The 20,327-nt window shown below is 65.0% G+C and carries 6 protein-coding genes; 5 read left to right on the forward strand and 1 reads right to left on the reverse strand.

The genetic code is table 11. The features are described 5' to 3' along the window. Together fhuF and C2L64_RS19005 are read left to right on the forward strand one after the other, a co-directional pair. Window positions 1-795, forward strand: coding sequence for a siderophore-iron reductase FhuF (gene fhuF / locus C2L64_RS19000; protein WP_039899860.1), 795 nt, complete (start codon window positions 1-3; stop codon window positions 793-795). Then, the gene (locus tag C2L64_RS19005) at window positions 792-1,823 is read left to right on the forward strand and encodes an ABC transporter substrate-binding protein (RefSeq protein WP_007578006.1); all 1,032 of its coding nucleotides are present in this window, start codon (window positions 792-794) and stop codon (window positions 1,821-1,823) included. Before fhuF ends, C2L64_RS19005 begins: the two co-directional genes overlap by 4 nt. A gap of 829 nt (window positions 1,824-2,652) precedes the next feature. On the opposite strand, the gene C2L64_RS19010 is transcribed toward C2L64_RS19005, so the two are convergent. Further along, window positions 2,653-4,452, reverse strand: coding sequence for a cyclic peptide export ABC transporter (locus tag C2L64_RS19010; protein WP_007586331.1), 1,800 nt, complete (start codon window positions 4,450-4,452; stop codon window positions 2,653-2,655). A gap of 255 nt (window positions 4,453-4,707) precedes the next feature. Here C2L64_RS19010 and C2L64_RS19015 point away from each other — a divergent pair, with 255 nt between their 5' ends. The 3 genes from C2L64_RS19015 to C2L64_RS19025 are packed head-to-tail and all read left to right on the forward strand — an operon-like array spanning window position 4,708 to window position 20,307. Next, window positions 4,708-14,301 (forward strand): non-ribosomal peptide synthetase, encoded by a 9,594-nt coding sequence (locus C2L64_RS19015; RefSeq protein WP_090835102.1) that lies wholly within the window; start codon window positions 4,708-4,710, stop codon window positions 14,299-14,301. Between the two features lie 11 nt (window positions 14,302-14,312). Further along, window positions 14,313-19,292, forward strand: a complete 4,980-nt coding sequence (locus C2L64_RS19020; RefSeq protein WP_090835107.1) for a non-ribosomal peptide synthetase — start codon at window positions 14,313-14,315, stop codon at window positions 19,290-19,292. Window positions 19,293-19,308: 16 nt separating this feature from the next. Then, a complete protein-coding gene (locus tag C2L64_RS19025) occupies window positions 19,309-20,307 on the forward strand; it encodes a GNAT family N-acetyltransferase (RefSeq protein ID WP_007586337.1) in 999 nt (332 codons plus the stop codon). The last annotated feature ends 20 nt before the right edge of the window (window positions 20,308-20,327 follow it).

Consider the following 20,327-nt stretch of genomic DNA (forward strand, 5'->3'; position numbering starts at 1 on the left):
ATGTCCTCTGCTGCAAAGCCGTTTGCGTCGCTCGTCGCCGATACGCCGTTCGCCGCGTATGTTGAACGCGTGTGGCTCGGCGTGCCTGCTGAAACTTCAGACACCAGCGACGCCACACAAGTGCGCGTGCCGCTCACGCAACTCGTGACGCAGCGCGAAGCGATCCTCGATGCAATGCTCTTGCGCTACGGCGGCGATCCCGAACGTCATGCGCGCGCGCTGCTATCGCAGTGGAGCAAATACTATTTTGGCCTCGTGGTGCCCGCCGCGCTGGTGTCCGCGCTCGCCTTGCAGAGACCGCTCGACATGAACCCCGCGCGCTGCATGCTGTTGCTGCGCGAAGGCATGCCTGAAGCGCTGTATCTGCCGCACGATGCGCTCGCCGAGTCAACTGACGATCCCGCGCGGCGTTACGCATCGTTGATCGATGAGCATCTGCGTGGCGTGATCGACCTGCTCGCGAGCATGACGAAGATTGCGCCACGCGTGCTATGGAGCAACGTCGGCAATCTGCTGGACACATTGTTCGAGCAATGCGCGGCGATGCCGGGCGCGGCCCGCGACGCCACGTGGATGTTCGAATCGTGCGCGCTGTTCGGCGATGAGCCGAACCCGCTACGCGTGCCCGTGCGCAACGTCACGCCCCGCTCGGCGCTGCTGCCTGCGCCGTTTCGCACGCGACGTGTCTGCTGCGTGCGCTATGAAATACCCGGAGAAGATCAACTGTGTGCGAGTTGTCCGCTACTACTCACGATGAGCGACGAAGACCTCGCGCGGCAAGAGGCAATACGATGAAGCAGACGCTGCGGGCGACCGTATGCGCCGCGTGCCTCGCATTCTCGTGTTCCGCGAGCGCGGCAGGCGTGACACCCGCGCCTCGCGACACGGCCACGCTTGCGTGCACGTCGCTGTCCGCGAATCCGACTGTGACACAGGCGAGCGACGCGCTGCCCGCGCATCCTAAGCGCATCGTCGTACTCGAATTCCTGTTCGCCGAAGCGCTCCTTTCGCTCGACGTCACGCCTGCGGGTATGGTCGACACCGCGTTTTACCCGTCGTGGATCGGCTATGGCGTTGAACGCATGCAGTCGGTGCCCGACGTGGGCACGCGCCAGGAGCCGAGTCTCGAAGCGATTGCCGCGCTCGAGCCTGACCTGATCATCGGCGTCGGTTTCCGGCATGCGCCGATTTTCAGCGCGCTGCAATCGATCGCGCCGACCGTGCTGTTCCAGTTCAGCCCCGAGATGAAGCTCGACGGCGCGCAGGCGACGCAGCTCGAATGGGCGCGCAGGATCTTCGATACGATCGGATGCATCACGGGGCGCACGGTGCAGGCGCAAGCCATCGAACGGCAGCTCGACGAAGGGTTGGCACGCGATGCAAAGCGTCTCGCCGATGCGGGCCGCACGCATGCCGATTTCGCGTTGTTGCAGGAGTTGGGTTTGCCCGACCGGTACTGGGCCTATACGAGCAACAGCATGGCGGGCGGCGTCGCGCGGAAGCTGGGTGTGACGCTATGGCCTTCGAAGCCGACTCGCGAAGGCACGACCTATCTGACGTCGGAAGATTTCTTGAAGCGCCCGCAGACAAGTGTGTTGCTGACGAGCGCGACTGGCCCGGAAGTGAAGCTGGACGCGAAGCTCGATTCGCCTGTTTGGCGGTTTGTGCCTGCGCGGCGTGAAGGACGCGTGACGTTGGTCGAACGTAATGTGTGGGGTTTTGGTGGGCCGATGTCGGCGTTGAAGTTGTCGCATGCAATGACGGATGCGTTGCTTTCGATGCCGGCGGGTGCTTCGCAATTGGAAGCTTCCAAGTCGCGGTGATGTTGTTGGTCGTTTGCTTTTGCTTTTGCTTTGCGCTGGCATCCGCGCTATGCCTTCGTGCTTCACGCGTCGCCCCTGTGCGGGGCGGCACCTACTTTTCTTTGCCGCCGCAAAGAAAAGTAGGCAAAAGAAAGCGGCTCACACCGCCAACATTTCTTCTTGCCTGAGGGCCCCCAACCGGTCTTACGCTTCACACGGCAACGTCCTTGTTCACGTTCGTTGCCAACGCTTCGAATGAACGCCTCACCCACTTCAAACACCCGAACAAGAGCTAGCGGCAGCGAATGGTTTGCGCCGCCCAGGTGGCAAACTGTGTGTAGGTTGTCGCGGCGTATAGCTCGGCGCTCTTACATGGTGGGACGCTTGCCCTGTCGGTCCGGAGTGAGGCGTGCGGAGCACCTAGGGCCTACACACAGTTTGCCACCTGGGCGGCGGTGGACTATCTGGCACGGCATGCTGCAATGCAGGAGCGTGAAGCGGGTGAGGCGCACTGCAAGAGCGCTGGCAACGAACATGGGTCACGTGATTGCCGTGTGAAGCGTAAGACCGGTTGGGGGCCCTCAGGCAAGAAGAAATGTTGGCGGTGTGAGCCGCTTTCTTTTGCCTACTTTTCTTTGCGGCGGCAAAGAAAAGTAGGTGCCGCCCCGCACAGGGGCGACGCGTGAAGCAGGAAGACATAACGCGGATGCCAGCGCAAATGCCCGACAATCCCGCCAGCGTCGCAGACAAAGTAGGTGCCGCCCCGCACAGGGGCAACGCATGCAGACCAATAACACCACGCGGATGCCACCAAAAGCAAAACCAAACCACCAACAACGTCCCAAAGCCTTCAGCTCGCATCAATCCTGCTCTGACGCACATCCACCTGAACCGACGGCACACGTACTGTGCCATTTCCAGCAATCGCACGTGGCACACCGTGCGTTTCATTAACGATTGCGCCGTTATCCAGCTTCAGCACACGGTCGGCAAGCGGGAAGTAACGATCATCATGCGTGATCACCACGACCGTCTTGCCGCGCCCGCGCAACTCCGGCAACAGTTGCTCATAGAACACGGCCTTGAACGACGGGTCCTGATCGGCCGCCCATTCGTCGAACAGATAGAACGGTCGATCTTCCAGATACGCAACGACCAGCGCGAGGCGCTTACGTTGACCCGTCGATAGCGCGCGCGTCGAGAACGTGCCGTTTTCAACGCTAACCTTGTGATCGAGTGCGAGCTTCGCAATCAGCGCATTGGCGCGGCCATCCGCGGCAGCGCGGGCGCCGTCGTTCGTGTCGTCGGGATCGACGATGCCAAGCAGCGTATCGAACAGATGGAAGTCGTTGAACACCGTCGAGAAGCGCTCGCGATACGCGGGCCGCGTGTCCCGCGTTACGGGCGAACCATCGACTTCGATGACGCCGCCTTCCGGCTCATACAGACCCGTCAGCACCTTCGCGAGCGTCGTCTTGCCGCTGCCGTTGCCGCCGACGATGAACACCAGTTCGCCTGGCTTGAACGTCAGATCGATCGGTCCGATGCGGAACATGCGCTCGTCGCGCTCGTGGAAATACGCATGCGTGATGCCGCGCAGCGAGAGCGTGTCGAACGCGGCGGCCTGAGCGCTGGAAGCGCTTGCTGGCAAGGCCGCCGCATGATGCGGCTCCTCGAACTCGGCCAGCACGCGTTCGATGCGTTCGAGCGACACACGCGCCGCGTTCACGGTCGGCAGATTGTTCAGCAGGCCATCGAGCGGCACCAGCATGAACAGGAACACGATCACATAGCCCGCGGCCGCTTGCGCGTCGGCATGCACGCCGATGGACGGCAGGAAGGTCGCCGCGCCGAGGAACACATAGAACAGAAAGATGATCCAGCCCACGCCGATCGCATAGGCCACGAATGCGCGACGCCGATGATCGCGCACTTCGTTGATCGCAGCGCCGAGTTGTCCTTCGACGAATTGCCGCGCGCGCTCGCGATGCAGCTTCAGTTCCTTCGCACCCGCGAACAGCGAGCCGAGGTAATCGAACAGCCTGTCTTGCGCGCTGCCCGCTGCTTCGAGCGAAGCGATCGCACGAATATCGCCGAAGCGATAGCCCAGCGAGCCGACGACGATCGCGCTGAGCGCCAGCACGCAAACGGGCCACGACAGCCACGCGAGATACGCAAGGCAACCCGCGACGATCGAGCCATGCATGACGATGTTCGGCAGCGCGAAGAACAGCATCGACACGTTGGTGGCGTCGTCGGTGAGGATCGATTGCACGGGCGCCGCGCCGACACGCTCGACGTCGCGCAATTCGGCAGCCGCGACGCGCGCGGAAACATGCTCGCGCATGCGGCCCATCGTGTCCTGCGAAAGCCCCGCGAACAGCACGCCCGAAACGATGCGTGCGATCAGCGCGACCAGCGCGCACGCGGCGAAACGCAACGCGAGCGGCAGATCCGCAGCGGTGGGCGCGCTCAGCGCGCGGTTGAGCGTCGCGACCAGCAGCACGCTCGATACGCCATTCGCAATGCATGCGACCAGCGCGAGCGCAAGCGCGCCGCGCGAGCGTCGTAATAGCGACAACAGCAGACGGGTAGCGGGTTTGTTCGGGCGATCCGAACCATTCACGGGCGGTGCGTTGGAAGCAGTCATCGAAAGCGGGCGTGAGAGTGAAGGCGCGCATAGCGCATGAAGGGTCATCAATCGAATAGACGTTTGGGCGCCGCAAAACTTTAGTTAAATAGCCGCGAGCACGAGCAATCAAGGACTCCGGAGAATTTATTCCACCAAAGGGGTAAATTTTTTTTCGCGCGATTCGTCACCTGTGTGAAGCCGCTGAAATTGGGACCGGGACAAACCGTGCCCTGATACAGCGGCATAGCGGCCTTGCCGAAGGACTTCACACGAATGACGAATTTTCCGACTGCCTTGCATCAGCGACTGCGCGAACTCGCGCGCAGTGCACCCAACGCACCCGCGCTCGCCGCGTTTTCGCCGCATACCGTGCGCATGTCGCGCGGCGAACTCGACGCTCGCGCCTCGCACGTCGCGGCGGTGTTGCGCGCACGTGGCGTGGGTGCGGAAGTGCGGGTGGGCGTGTGCATCGACAGGTCGTGCGATCTGTTCGTCGCGTTGCTCGCCGTGCTGAAGGCGGGTGGCGTGTTCGTGCCGCTCGATCCGCGTCATCCCGCGCAACGTCTCGACTGGATGGCACGCGACGCAGGTTTGAGGCATGGCATCGTCACGCGCGCCGCGGACGCAACGATGCGCGCGAGGTTCGAGCACTGTATCGAAGTCGATGCGATCGACATCACGCAACCCGTTGCAATCGACGATGCGCAGGTTCATCCGCGCTCGGCTGCGTACATGATCTACACGTCGGGTTCGACGGGTACGCCGAAAGCCGTGGTCGTCGAGAATGGTCCGCTTGCCGCGCATTGCGATGCCGTGATCGATGCTTATCCGATGACGGATGCGGACCGCGTGCTGCATTTCGCTTCCGTGAATTTCGATCTTGCGCACGAGTATTGGCTCGCGCCGCTTGCCGCAGGCGCGAGCATCGCGATCACCGCGCCCGGCACGGTCGCGCCCGACGATGCGTATGCCCTGGTCGAGCAGGAGCGCGTTACGATCGCCGCGTTTCCGCCTGCGTATCTGCGTGAATTCGCGCAAGCCGCGCGGCGTCATGGCGTGCCCGCTGCATTGCGCGTGCTCGCGTTCGGCGGCGAAGCGATGCCCGGAGATGTATTCGCCGATATCAGGCAAACGTTTAGCAACGTGCGTTTGATCAACGGCTATGGTCCGACGGAGACCGTGATCTCGCCGATGCTGTGGCCGCTCGATGCTCAAGCTGCCTTCAGCGACACGTCATGCGCATCGTTGCCGATTGGCAGGCCGATTGGTTTGCGCACGGCTCGCGTGAGCACGCCCGGATCGGCTGATGGCGCTTCTATCGACGATGGCTCGACAGGCGAGTTGCTGCTGGGCGGCGCATGCCTCGCGCGCGGCTATCACGGACGCGCGGCGCAAACGGCCGAGCGTTTCATCCCCGATGCTCACGGCGCGCCAGGCTCGCGCGTGTATCGAACCGGCGATCTCGCCCGTCTGCGCGTGGACGGCGCGTATGACTACATGGGCCGCATCGACGATCAGGTGCAAATTCGTGGCGTGCGCGTCGAACCCGGCGAGATCGCGCAATGTCTGCGCTCGCATCCCGGCGTACGCGATGCGGCTGTGCTGGTTGAACAGATTGCCGGGCGAGTGCAATTGACCGCCTGTGTCGTGATCGAAAGCGCAGCCGACGAAAGCGCGTTGCGCGAGCATCTGTCGCGGCACTTGCCGGAAGCCTGGCAGCCGCATCGATTCGCGCTGTTAGAGGCACTGCCTTATACGCTGAATGGCAAGCTCGATCGCGAATCGCTGCGCACACGCGTTGCGTCGCAAACGGCAGTCGCGTCGTATCGTGAACCGCAAGGTGAAACGGCGCGCAAGCTCGCTGCGATCTGGCAGGCGATTTTGGGCGATGAGCCTGTCGGCCTCGATGACAGCTTTCATGCGCGCGGCGGCGACTCGATTGCGATCATGCGCTTGCAGGCCGCGATCCGTGCGGAACTGCGCGTGAATCTGCGGCTGGATGCGCTGTTCGTTGATCGTTCGCTCGAAGCACTCGCGGCGCTCGTCGATGCGAGCGAAGTGGAAGACCTTACGCAGCCGCTTCCATTGAAAGCGGCCGCGCGAAGCACGACGGAGACCGATTACACGGACTATCGCGCATCATTTGCACAGCAGCGTTTCTGGGTGCTCGCGCAATCGCGCGGCGCTGGCGATGCTTATCACATCGCGGCGCACTGGAACATTCGCGGTTCGATCGATCACGCGTTGCTGGAAAAGGCGCTCGCGCAAGTGATCGAGCGTCACGAAGCGTGGCGCACTACGCTGCACGAAGACGACAACGGCATCGTGATGCAGCGCGTTCATGCGCGCATCGCCGTGTCTGTTGATCAAACCGATCTGCGCGGCACCGCGCTTGAGTCACGCAAGGCACGCGCAAGCGAACTCGCCGACGAACACGCGACGCGGCCTTTCGATCTGCAACACGGCCCGTTGCTGCGCGCATCGCTCGTTACGCTCGCTGATGACGAGCATTGCCTGATGCTGACGGCACATCACGCGATCAGCGATGGCTGGTCGTCGCGTTGTGCGTTCTCGGAACTGGCGGAAGCCTATGCCGCGTTGTCCGCACGCCGCGTCGCTGCATTGCCCATGCTCACCGCGCAATACGCAGACTTCGCGCAATGGCAGCGCGAATGGCTCGCTGGCGCGGAACGCGAGCGGCAACTCGGCTATTGGCGCGACGCATTGAAGGATGCGCCCGCGCCGCTCGCATTGCCCGTCGATCGCACAGTACCCGCAGAGCGCACGCTCATCGGCAAGCGCGCTTCGCGGCGCCTCGATCAACACGTATCGGCGGCTGTGCGCGATCTCGCAAGCGGCGCGCACGCATCGACATTCATCGTGCTGCTGACGGCATTGCATGCATGGCTGCATCGGCTGACGGCTGCGACGGATGTCGTGATTGCCGCGCCTGTCGCCAACCGTCAGCGCGCCGAAGTGGCGAATCTGCTCGGTCTTTTCATCAACACCGTGGCATTGCGCGCTCGCGTGTCGCCCCACGCGCCGTTCAATGCGTTGCTCGCGCAGGTGCGCGACACGACGCTGGGCGCATACGCGAACCAGGACATCCCGTTCGATCAGGTGATCGATGCCGTCAAGCCGCCCGTGCGGCGCGGCGAAGAATGGCTGCGCGTGAAGTTCGCGCAGCAGTTCGTCTTCGACGAACCCGTCGCGTTGCCGGGCGCCGTCGCAACGTTGACGCCCGGCCCCGATAACGCGGCGCGCTTCGACTTCGCGCTGGATTTCACCGACGACGCACGCGGCATCGAACTGGTCGCGGCATGGGCGACGGATTGCATCGACGATGCGACCGCGCATGCGTGGCTCGATAGTTTCGTTGCGCTTCTGACGGATAGCGTGGCGAATCCCGCGTTGGCGGTCAGTTCGCTCGCTTGTGCCGGGTCTCGCAGCAACCTGCTGCAAGGCCGCGCGCAGACGTTCGAGTTCGCTGATGTCGTTGCGGCGTTCACGCATCACGCGAACGCAACGCCAAAGCAGATCGCCGTCACGGACGCTCAACGGCAACTCACATTCGAAGAACTCGACCGCGCTTCGTCGCGTGCCGCCCGCGCGTTGATCGAACACGGCGCAGGCGCGGAACAGGCTGTTGCGCTGTGCATCGACCGTTCTGTCGATTTCGTCGTCGCGTTGCTCGCCATATTGAAGTCAGGCGCGATCGCCGTACCGCTTGATCCCGCTGCGCCACGTGAGCGTATCGAAGCGTCTATCGCCGCATGTGACGCACGCTGCGTGATCGTGGCCGCCAACGCGCCGCAGATCGAAACCCAAGCGCCCGTACTGTCGCTCGATACGTTGATCGACACACACAGCGAAGCCGCATGCGCTTCCGTTGCGCCCGAACAGGCCGCTTACCTGATCTACACGTCGGGTTCGACGGGCACGCCGAAAGGCGTTGTCGTCTCGCATCGCGCGCTTGCCGACTACGTGCAGGGCATGCTCGACGAACTGAAGTTCGCGCCCGGCGCGAGCATGGCGATGGTATCGACAGTTGCCGCCGATCTCGGCCACACGACGCTGTTTGGCGCATTGTGCTCGGGCCGCACGCTGCATCTCCTGCCGAAAGAAGCTGCGTTCGATCCCGATCGCTTTGCCACGACGATGCGCGAGCGTGGTGTCGGCGTGCTGAAGATCGTGCCGAGCCATCTGCATGCGCTGCTCGAAGCGCAGCAACCTGCCGACGTGCTGCCGTCGCACGCGCTGGTGCTGGGCGGCGAGCCGCTGCCGTGGACGCTCGTCGAACGGATCACGGCGTTGCGGCCCGCGTGCCGCGTGATCAATCACTATGGTCCGACGGAAGCGACCGTCGGCGCGCTCACGTTCGATGCAACCGCGAACATGCGTGGCGCGAGCGCATCGGCAGGCGTGCCCACGGGACGTCCGTTGCCGAACGCGCGCGCGTTCGTGCTCGATGCGAACGGCGCGCCCGTTCCTGTGGGCGGAATCGGTGAACTGCATCTGGGCGGGCCGGGCGTTGCGCGCGGCTACCTGGGCCGCGCCGCCGTGACTGCGGAGCGTTTCGTGCCGGATGCAAGCGGCGCGCGTATGTATCGAACGGGCGACCGCGTGCGCCTGCGCGCGGACGGTGCGATCGACTATCTGGGCCGTCTGGACGATCAGGTGAAGATTCGCGGCTATCGCGTCGAGCCCGGCGAAGTGAGCGCGACGTTGCGCGCGCTCGACGGCGTCAGGCAGGCGGAAACGCTGGCCATTCACGAAGACGGCCGCGCGCGCCTCGCGTCGTTCGTCGTCGTGCAAGGTGCGAGCGATGAAGCATCGCTGCGCGCGCAACTCGCCGCGCGACTGCCCGACTACATGGTGCCCGCGACGTTGACGCTGTGCGACGCCCTCCCCGTCACGCGGAACGGCAAGATCGACCGTGCGAAGCTGCGCGAGCTTGCGCAACAGCCTGTCGCGCAATCGGCAAGCGAAGCGCCACTCGAAGGCGCAGAGCGGATTCTCGCCGACGTATGGAAAGAAGTGCTGCGCGCGGAGCGCGTGGGCCGCGACGACAACTTTTTCGAACTGGGCGGCGATTCGATTCTCGCGTTGCAGGTGATCGCGCGTTCGCGCAAACGCGGCGTGCGTTTCACGCCGAAGCAACTGTTCGACAAGCCGACCGTCGCGCAACTGGCGCAAGTCGCACAAGCGGTTGCCGTCGCCGAGCCGAAAGCGGAAACGCGTGCTGTTTCAAAACCGGACGCCTCGCATGTCGCGTTGACGCCCGCGCAGCGGCGCTTTTTCGGCTTGACGATTCCCGCGCGTCACCACTGGAATCAGGCGATCGAACTGCATGCGAGTGAGCGCTTCGATCTCGACGCATTCGCGCAGGCATTCGACGCGGTGCTCGCACATCACGACGCGTTCCGCTTGCGCTTCACGCAAGATGCGTCCTCTTCGTGGACGGCGCGCTACGCCGAAAAACCGTTCGACACGCTGCCCCTCGTCGCCATTGAAGCGCGCGACGAACACGACGCGCTCGCGCAATTCGACGAGTTGCAGCGCAGCTTCGATCTCGCGCGTGGACCGCTTGCGGGCGCGCTCGTCGCGGTGCTGCCCGATGGCACGCCGCGCGTGTGGATCGCGGTTCACCATCTGATCGTCGATGGCGTGTCGTGGCGCGTTTTGCTCGAAGACCTCGATGCCGCCTACGTCGCGGCACGCGAGCGGCGTGCCATCAGGCTCGCAGCGCAAGGCGCGCATGCGTCGGACTGGGCGCAGCGTCTCGCCAGCAATGCAGCGGCGCTTTTCAGCAAAGAACTGCCGTACTGGACCTCGATGCAGCACGCGAGCGCCGCCTTGCCGTTCGACAATCCGCAAGGCACGGCGACCAATGCCGACGCGTGCACGGTGGAATGGACGATCGATGCCACGCTCACGCAGACGCTGCTCACCGATGCGAACGCCGCATGGCGTACGCAGACGATCGACCTGCTCGTCGCCGGGCTCGCTCACACCTTGGGCGCAAGTGTCGAAGCGAAGTCGCTGCTGATCGAACTCGAAGGCCACGGACGCGAAGCGCTGTTCGAAGACTTCGACGCGAGCCGCTCGATCGGCTGGCTGACGAGCCACTATCCTGTCGCGCTGCCCATCGGTGCATCGAGCACCGACACGCTCACGGCCGTCAAGGACGCATTGCGCGCGGTGCCGAATAAGGGTGTCGGCTTCGGTGTGCTGCGCTACCTCGCCGATGACGCGACGCGCGCGACGCTTGCTGCGCTGCCGCGTCCGCGCGTGACATTCAACTACCTTGGCCAGTTCGGCGAAGCATCGACCGAGCGCGCGCTGAGCGCACGCTTTGGCGGCGCGGGCTGCGAGCGCGACCCGGCGGGTCCGATGTCGAATGCACTGGCGATTCACGCGCATATCGACGGCGCACGCAAGCTCAAGGTGCATTGGGTCTATAGCGCGGCGATGTTCGAGGCGGGCACGGTCGAAAAACTCGCCCGCACATTCGAAACCACGTTGCGCGATATCGCGGCGCGCTGCATCGAACGCGTGTCGAAGCGCGGCGCGGGCGCCACCCCCGTTGACTTTCCGCTTGCGCAGCGCGCGGGCCTCTCGCAGCCGATGCTCGAGCGTCTCGAACTAGATTTGCGCACGGTCGACGACATCTATCCGCTGTCGCCGATGCAGCAGGGCATCCTGTTCCACTCGCTGTATGCGCCCGATCGCACCACGTATGTCAATCAACTCGTCGCGACGCTGACGTCGCCGGATATCGCGCGCCTGACGGACGCGTTCAATCGCGTCGTGCCGCAGCACGACATCTTGCGCACGAGCTTCTGGCATGACGCCGACGTGCCGCTGCAAATCGTGCATCGCCAGGCGAAGCTGCCGTTCGCCGTGCTCGACTGGTGTGGCCGCGATGCGCAGGACGCAAACTTCGAGCAATGGCTGACGGAAGATCGCGCGCAAGGCTTCGATCTGACGCAAGCACCGCTGATGCGCGTGACGCTAGTTCGCCTCACGGACGACGAATGGCGCCTCGTGTGGACGCGTCACCACTTGCTGCTCGACGGGTGGAGCACGGCGCGCATGTTCGCCGACGTGTTGCGCGATTACATGAGCGAGCGCCGCGCGTTGTCGTTCGGCCAGGCGGCGCGGTTGCGCTACCGCGACTTCATCGCGTGGCTCGATGCGCGCGATCACGACGCCGACAAGGCGTTCTGGCTCGAACGACTCGCCCGCTTCGACGAGCCGACGCTGGTCGCGCCGAACGTGTCGCCGGAGGATGCTGCCGCACCCAGCGACGTCTGGCGCGCGCGGCTCGACGCGACCACGACCGCGAAGCTGACCGCGCTCGCACGCAGCCTCAGGCTGACCGTGAATACGGTGGTGCAGGGCGCGTGGGCGCTCGCGTTGCAGCGCATGACCCATCACGCGACGGTTGCATTCGGCGCGACCGTCGCGGGCCGGCCCGACGCGCTGCCCGACGTCGACAGCGTGCTTGGCCTTTTCATCAACACATTGCCCGTCATCGCCACGCCTGCACCGCAACGGCGCATCGCCGACTGGCTCGCGGACCTGCAACGCGACAACGCGGCGAATGCCGAGCATGCGCATACGCCGCTCTTCGACATACAACGTTGGGCCGGACAGGGCGGCGGCGCAATGTTCGACACGCTGGTCGTGTTCGAGAACTATCCCGTCGATCCGGCGTGGTCGGCGAACCACGAACGTGCGCTGCGCCTGTCGGACATTCGCAGCGTCGAATCGACCGATCTGGCCGTCACGCTGGTTGTTCAGGCCGGCGATACCCTGACGATCGACTACGGCTACGACACGGCGCGTATTGATGAAGCGCGCGTGCAGACGCTGCATCGCGCGTTCAATGCCAGCATTGAAGCGTTTATCGCCGATCCGCATGCACTGCTCGGAAGCGTGTCGATCGCGACACACGACGATTGCACGCAACTCGTGCGCTTCAACGATACCGCGCACACGTGGCGCGATGAACAGCAACTGCCGCTTCATCGTCAGTTTGAACGCCATGCTGCTGCGACGCCGGACGCAATCGCGCTGGACTTCATCGACGCCAACGGAAACCGCACGCGCGTCACCTATGCCGAACTCGATGACCACGCGCGCCGCGTGGCCGCTGCGTTGCTGAATGCAGGCGTCGAGGCGGACAGCGTGGTAGCGCTATGCGTCGAGCGCTCTGTCGACATGGTGGTCGCGCTGTTCGGCGTGTTGAAGGCGGGTGCCGCCTATCTGCCCGTCGATCCCGACTATCCCGCGGACCGCATCGCGTATCTGCTCGACGATGCGCAGCCCGCCGTCGTGCTGACTCAACGGTCGCTGCATGCGCGCGTTGTCGCTTCGATCCGCAGCGATAGCGCGCATGTGCTGTGCGTCGAAGAATTCGATGCGAACGCCGCGCTCGAAACGCTTGTTGCTGTCGATCCCGATCAGCTTGCGTACCTGATCTACACATCGGGTTCGACAGGCAAGCCGAAGGGCGCGGGCAATACGCATCGCGCGCTCGCGAACCGGATCGCGTGGATGCAGGACGCGTATCGGCTGACGCCGCAAGATGTCGTGCTGCACAAGACGCCGTTCGGCTTTGACGTTTCCGTGTGGGAATTCGTGTGGCCGTTGTCGGTCGGCGCGACGCTCGCCATCGCCGCACCTGGCGATCATCGCGACCCAGCACGACTCGCGTCCGCCATCGCCACATTTGGTGTAACGACATTGCATTTCGTGCCGTCGATGCTTGGCGCGTTCCTCGGCCATCTGAAGGACTTCGATGCCGCTGCGCAATGCACGAGCATCGCGCGGATCGTGGCGAGCGGCGAGGCGCTGTCGCCCGAACTCGTGGCACGCGCACGCGCGCTGCTCCCGCAAGCCCAATTGCACAACCTGTACGGCCCGACGGAAGCCGCGATCGACGTGTCGCACTGGACGTGCACGGACGCCGACGCGCAGGCCGTCGCGGTCCCCATCGGCAAGCCGATTGCGAACATCCAGTTGCATGCGCTCGATGGGTCGCTGCATCCGTTGCCGGCGGGCGCAATCGGCGAACTGTATCTGGGCGGCGTCGGGCTTGCGCGCGGTTACCTGGGGCGCGCCGCGCTGACGGCGGAGCGCTTCATTCCCAATCCGTTCACGCCGGGCGCGCGCCTCTATCGCACGGGCGATCTCGTGTGCCGGCGCGCGGACGGCGTGCTCGACTATCTCGGCCGTGCCGATCAGCAGGTCAAATTGCGCGGCCTGCGTATCGAGCCGGGCGAGATCGAAGCGCTGTTGCGCGCTGCGCCCGGCGTGCATGACGCCGTCGTGATCGTGCGCGATGAGCAGTTGATCGGCTATGTCGCGCGACGCGCCGAAGAAGCATTCGATCACGCCGCGCTGTTCGCGGCCTTGAACGCGCAGTTGCCTGCCTACATGGTGCCCGCGCATGTGATCGAACTCGACGCGTTGCCTGTCACGCCGAACGGCAAGTGCGACCGCAACGCGTTGCCCGCGCCGTCGCTGCAAACGGCAGAAGTGGCCGAGCCGCAGACCGACACCGAGCGCGAACTCGCCGCGATCTGGACACGCGTGCTGCGCATCGACGCGAGCCACGCGATTGGCCGCGACGCCGACTTCTTCGCGCTAGGCGGACATTCGCTGCTGGCGACGCAGGCGAATGCGCAAATCAATCTGCACTGGTCGCTCGCGCTGCCGCTGCGCACGCTGTTCGATGCCCGCACGCTGTCGCGCTGCGCGGCTGCCATCGACGCGGCGCTCGAAGCGCGCGGCGCTCACTCACTCGACGATGCAGCGCGCGCGATCGACGCGCTGCTCGGTGAACTCGAAGCGCAATGAGGAACGATCGAATGACATCCAAACCCGATCTGCTGGCGCTTGCCGCGCGTTTCGCGCAACTGCCTGACGCGCAGCGCAAGCTGTTTATCACGAAGCTCGGTGAAGCGGGCATCGACTTTCGCGTGCTGCCGATTCCGGCGCGCGCGGACCGCTCGTCGGCCGTGCCCGCATCGTTCGCGCAGACGCGGCTGTGGCTGCACGCACGCATGATCGACGAGCCGGCGGCGTATCACGTGACGAGCCGGCTGCGGCTCGACGGCGAGCTGAATCGCGCGGTGCTGCGGCACGCATTCGATGCGCTGATTGCGCGTCATGAGGCATTGCGCACCACCTTTGCCGAATCCGCGGATGGCGGCGTCGAACAGGTTGTGCAAGCGCCTGCGCGCTGCCCGTGGCGCTTTACCGATCTGTCGCGCGCAGCGAGGGAAGAGCGCGAACGCATCGCCGCGGACGTTGCGGCGAAAGACGAAGATCAGCCGTTCGATCTGGCCCAGGATTCACTCGTACGCGTGCATCTGATCGCGCTCGACGACTCGACACACTGGCTCGTGCTGACGATGCACCACATCGTCTCCGACGGCTGGTCGATCGACGTGCTGCTCGACGAATTGGCCGCGTTTTACCGCGCCTATGCAAACGGCGACACCGTTGCGCTCGCGCCGCTGCCCGTTCAGTACGCGGACTTTTCGCTGTGGCAGCGCCGCTGGCTCGATGCGGGCGAGGCTGAACGTCAGCTGCAATTCTGGCGCGAGCAGGTGCGAGCGGACGCGGGCGTGATCGCATTGCCCGGCAGCGGCGCGCGCTCGATGCAGCGCAGCGCACGCGGTGGCCGTCATTACTTCACCGTCGACGCAACGACTGCACAACGCGTGCGCACGCTCGCGCAAGCGCGTCGCGCGACGCCGTTCGCGGTGTTGCTCGCGGCCTTGCATGCATTGCTGGCGCGGGCGAGCGGCGAGTCGCATGTGCAGATCGGCGTGCCCGCCGCGAATCGCGAGCGCGCGGAAACGGCGGGGCTGATCGGCTTCTTCGTCAATACGCTGGCAGTGGGCGCGCGCGTCGATATGCGCAAGCCGTTCGATGCGTTGATCGACAACGTGCAGCGCGCGCTCGTCGATGGTCAATCGCACCAGGACGTGCCGTTCGAACAGGTGGTCGAAGCGCTCGGCGTGCCGCGCAGCGCGAGTCATCATCCGCTGTTTCAGGTGATGGCGTCGTATGCGGCGCGCCGCGCATTGCCCGCATTCGACGACGTGCGCGTGACCGATCTTCCATTCGGCGCGCCGTATGCGAAGTTCGATCTGACGCTCGGTTTCGAGGAACGCGAAGATGGCGCGCTCGATGCCGCTTTCGTCTATTCGACCGATCTGTTCAACGCGCAGGCCGTGCAGCGGATTGCGGGCGAGTACGCACAGTTGCTCGACAGCGCGCTTGCGACGTCGCATGCGCCCGTGGGGGACCTCGAATGGCTGACGCAGAGCGAGCGCGCGCAGCTGAACGCGTGGAACGGGTATGAGCCGGATGATGCGCCGTTCGTCCCCGTGCATGCGAAGCTCGCGCAGCATGCGAAGAAGAAACCCGACGCGAGCGCGGTGATGGACGCCGAAAGGACGCTCACGCGCGCAGAACTCGACGCACGCGCCGCGCAGCTCGCGGCGCGGATGATGGCAGCGGGTGTCGGCGCGGAAACGCGGGTCGGCATCGCGGTCGGGCGCTCGACGGATCTGTTCATTGGGCTGCTCGCTATTCTCAAGTCGGGTGGCGCGTTCGTGCCGCTCGACCCGACGCATCCGCGCGACCGCCTCGCGCATATCGTCGACGACGCGTCGATCGACCATGTCGTCACCGAGCGGCGCCATGTGCCGAAGCTTCCGCTGCGGCACGGCACGCGCGTATGGCTGATCGACGCGGAAGACGAGTCAGCGCAAGACGACGTTGCATACAACGAACCGACCGTTGCGCCGACGCAGGCCGCGTATCTGATCTATACGTCGGGCTCGACGGGCAAGCCTAAAGGCGTCGTGGTCGATCATGCGTCGATCGCAATGCACTGCGCGGCGATTGCCGCGCGCTACGGCATGCGTGAGAAGGACCGCGTGCTGCACTTCATGTCGATCAATTTCGACGGTGCGCATGAATGCTGGCTCGCGCCGCTGACGGCGGGCGTCGACATTCGCATCACCGACGATGCGTTGTGGCCCCCCGCGCAAACCTGCGAAACGATCGCGAGCGAACGGATCACGATTGCTGCATTCCCGCCGAGCTACGCGCTGCAAATGGCCGAATGGGCGCGCGCGCATGGCGCGCCGCGTTCGCTGCGTTCGCTCACGGTCGGCGGCGAGGCGACCCGCGAAGCGTTCGCCGCGTTGCGGCAAGCGTTTCCCGATGTGCGGGTCGTGAACGGCTATGGTCCGACGGAGACGGTAATCACGCCGTTGCTGTGGATGATCGACGCGCACGAAGACGCGAGCGATATCGCCGATGCCGCGTATCTGCCTATCGGCACGCCCGTCGGCGAGCGCACCGCGCATGTGCTCGATGTGAACCTGCAGCCGTTGCCGATTGGCGTGACGGGCGAACTGTATCTGGGCGGCACGGGCGTCGCGCGCGGCTATCACGCGCGCGCTGCGCTGACGGCCGAGCGCTTCGTGCCCGATCCGTTCGGTGCGCCGGGCGCGCGGCTGTATCGAACGGGTGATCTGGTTCGGCGGCGCACGAACGGCGTGCTGGAGTTTATCGGCCGTATCGATCATCAGGTGAAGGTGCGCGGGCTGCGTATCGAGCTTGGCGAGATCGAAGCGCGGCTGATGGCGCATGACGATGTGCGCGATGCGGTAGCCGTGGTGCGCGGTAGCGGCGCGGATGCGGCGCTCGCTGCGTACGTCGAACTCAGCGACGAGGCGCGCAAGCGTAGCGAGCGGGTCGACGGCGATGCGCTCGCAGCGCATTTGCGCCGCGCGCTGCCGGACTATATGGTGCCGCCGCATATCGTCGTGCTCGATGCGCTGCCGCGCAACGCGAACCGCAAGATCGACCGCGCGGCGTTGCCGGAACCGGTACGCGTCGAGCGTGAGTTCGATGCGCCCGCAGCGGGCATCGAAACGGCGCTCGCGGCGATCTGGTGCGAAGTGCTGCGGGTCGAACGCGTGGGCCGCGCCGATCATTTCTTCGAACTGGGCGGCCATTCGCTGGCGGCCGTGAGCGTGGCAACGCGCGTCAGCGAACGGCTCACGCACGACGTGCCCGTTCGCACGCTGTTCGAAGCACCGACGCTCGCTGCATACGCGCAACGCGTGGCCGAGTCGCAGCGCGTCGGCGCGCGCGAGGACGAGCGTCACGAGCCGGAATCGAAAGACGCGACCGACCTCGCATTGAGCGATGCGCAACGTGCGCTGTGGTTTCTGTGGCGCGCACAGCCGGAAAGCGCGGCGTACAACATTCCCGTCGCGCTGCGCCTGCGTGGCGCCGTGGATGTGACCGCGCTAGAAAACGCATTCGATCACGCAGCGCACAAGCATCCCGCTTTGCGCGCGCGCCTGGTATCGGCGAAAGGCGCTGCCGAACCGCGGCAGGTGATCGACGCGCATCGTCGCGTGACGTTGCCCGTCGTCGATCTGCGAGCGCTTGCGTCGATTGACGAACGTATTGCGCGGGCGACGAAGCTAACGGATGAAGACGCGCTCGCGCCGTTCGATCTCGCCAAAGCGCCGCTGTGGCGCGCGCGCCTGATCCGCCTCGCCGACGACGATCATGTGCTGTCGGTCGTGATCCATCACATCGTTGCCGACGGTCATTCGATCGACGTGTGGCTCAACGACGTGCAGACCGCTTACGCGGCATCCGCAACGGGCGAGCCGTTGAGCACGTCGCCGCTGAAGCCCGCGTTCGCCGCCCGCACGAAGCCGAGGCAAGCCGACCTGAAGTACTGGCGCGACGCATTGCGCGACATACCGTTGATGCGTTTGCCGCAGCCTGCGGATGAGCGCCCCGTTTCGCCTGAATGGAGCGCGGGACGCATCGCGTTCGCGTTCGACGCGCAGACGGCCGAACGCGCGAAGGCGTTGGCGATGTCGTCGCACGCCACGCTGCCGATGCTGTTGCACGCGGTGCTGAACGTCGCGCTTGCACGGCAGACGGGCGCGCTCGATCAGGCTGTCGGCGTACTCGCATCGACGCGCGATGCCGGCACCGACGACGTGATCGGTCTCTTCATCAATGCGGTCGTCGTGCGCACGGCGATGCGCGAAGCGGGATCGCCGCGCGAAGTGATTGCCGCCGTGCGCGAAGCCGCGCTGGGCGCGTATGCGCACGTCGCCGCGCCGTTCGCGCAGGTTGTCGACAGCGTGCGCGCGTCGCGCACCGCGAACGGCAATCCGCTCTTCCAGGTGATGTTCAACTATCTGCGGCCTGCGCAAAGCGATACGCGCCAGTGGCACGGCGTCGAAATCGATGAGTTCAACGATGTGCGTCATCGCGTCGTGTTCGATCTCGAACTCGATATCGTCGAGCATCCGGATGGCCGCGTGACGGGCGCGTTCTCGTATGGACGCGAACTGGTGGCTGGCGAGTTCGTCGCTCGGTTGTGCGCCGATTATCTGGCCGCCGTCACGCGCTTTATTGACGCGCCGGAAGAAGCGATTGTCATTTCGGGCGAGCCGTCCATCACCGCGCAGACGGAGGCGCATCACGGGTCCGTCGATCCTTCGCCGCGTGCCGCACGACTCATGCATGCGCTCGCACGCATCTGGGCCAATACCTTCGACGGCGACACGCTCGATCACGACGACAACCTGTTCGAAGCAGGCGCGACGTCTTTCGACGTCGTGCGCTTCGTCGATGCGGCGAGCGCGGCGGGCTACGCGATCACGATCAACGACGTGTTCGTCCATCAAACGCTATCGCGCGTGGCCCATGCGCTGGCGCTGCGTCTCGACGCGAACATCGAACAGGAAGCACGCGAAACGGCTACGGAGGTGCGCGATGCACGCTGATTTCATACGGAGTGACATGAACGCGTTCAAGCAGCCGTCGCTGGCGGCGTATCTGGAAGGCGACGCGATCACGGTGGCCGAAGATGGCCGCGCCGAAGGCATCGTTCTGCACGCGCGCTGGACGCGTGAAGAGGGTCTACGCATCGTCGAATGGTGCAAGGGGATTTCGCCGCTGGGGCAACGCCGCGCGGTACTGGCGGCATTGCGCGCGGCATTCGGCGCGAGTCGCGACAGCAAGTCCATCGCGCTCGATATCGACAAGCTGCATCGCGAGGCGTTCGACGCGCTGCGTCACAGCGGCGTGCTGACCGCGCAGAACCTTTGCCTGCGCGATGCGTGGGCGCAACAGCCTGATTTGTGGCTCACGCGCGATGCGTCGACGCCGCACGCGGCGCTGTCCTATGCGATGACGGATGGCGCGCGGCATCCGCGGCGCGCGCCTTATGTGGACGGCGTCGTGTATGCGCGCGATGTGCCCGAGTTCGGGCATCGCTTTACGTTGCACACGGCTTGCGTCGCGCAGCACCTCGAACACCTGCATGCGTGGATGAACGAGCCGCGCGTCAATGCGTTCTGGGGCGAGGCGGGCACGCTCGACGCGCATCGCGCGTACCTCGACCGCGTGCTGTCGACGCCGCATGTGCATCCGTTGATCGGTGCGTTCGACGGCGAGCCGTTCGGTTACTTCGAAGCGTACTGGGCGAAGGAGGACCGCATTGCGCCGTTCGCGGCATCGATGGACTTCGACCGCGGTCTGCACATGCTGGTCGGCGATACGCGCTGGCGCGGCGCCGCCTGTGTGGAGGCATGGCTGCCGTCGCTGGTCCATTACCTCTTTCTCGGCGATCCGCGCACTCAGGCTGTCGTGTGCGAGCCGCGTCACGACAACGCTCGCATGATCGATTACCTGAAGCAGCATGGTTTTTCGAGCATCGCGCATTTCGATTTTCCGCACAAACGGGCGTTGCTGATGCGCGTGGGTCGGGAAGCGTTCTTCGACGGTCGTCATCTGTGATGCCTCGCTGCGCTTTCCGT

Origin of the sequence: Paraburkholderia hospita (assembly GCF_002902965.1) — a bacterium.
In the GTDB taxonomy this organism is placed as follows: Bacteria; Pseudomonadota; Gammaproteobacteria; order Burkholderiales; family Burkholderiaceae; genus Paraburkholderia; species Paraburkholderia hospita.

Excerpts from the sequence above, each read along its gene's own strand:
- C2L64_RS19025 (WP_007586337.1), top strand. The coding sequence starts at position 19,309 with ATGAACGCGTTCAAGCAGCCGTCGCTGGCGGCGTATCTGGAAGGCGAC.
- C2L64_RS19020 (WP_090835107.1), top strand. The coding sequence starts at position 14,313 with ATGACATCCAAACCCGATCTGCTGGCGCTTGCCGCGCGTTTCGCGCAA.
- C2L64_RS19010 (WP_007586331.1), bottom strand. The coding sequence starts at position 4,452 with ATGACTGCTTCCAACGCACCGCCCGTGAATGGTTCGGATCGCCCGAAC.
- fhuF (WP_039899860.1), top strand. The coding sequence starts at position 1 with ATGTCCTCTGCTGCAAAGCCGTTTGCGTCGCTCGTCGCCGATACGCCG.
- C2L64_RS19005 (WP_007578006.1), top strand. The coding sequence starts at position 792 with ATGAAGCAGACGCTGCGGGCGACCGTATGCGCCGCGTGCCTCGCATTC.
- C2L64_RS19015 (WP_090835102.1), top strand. The coding sequence starts at position 4,708 with ATGACGAATTTTCCGACTGCCTTGCATCAGCGACTGCGCGAACTCGCG.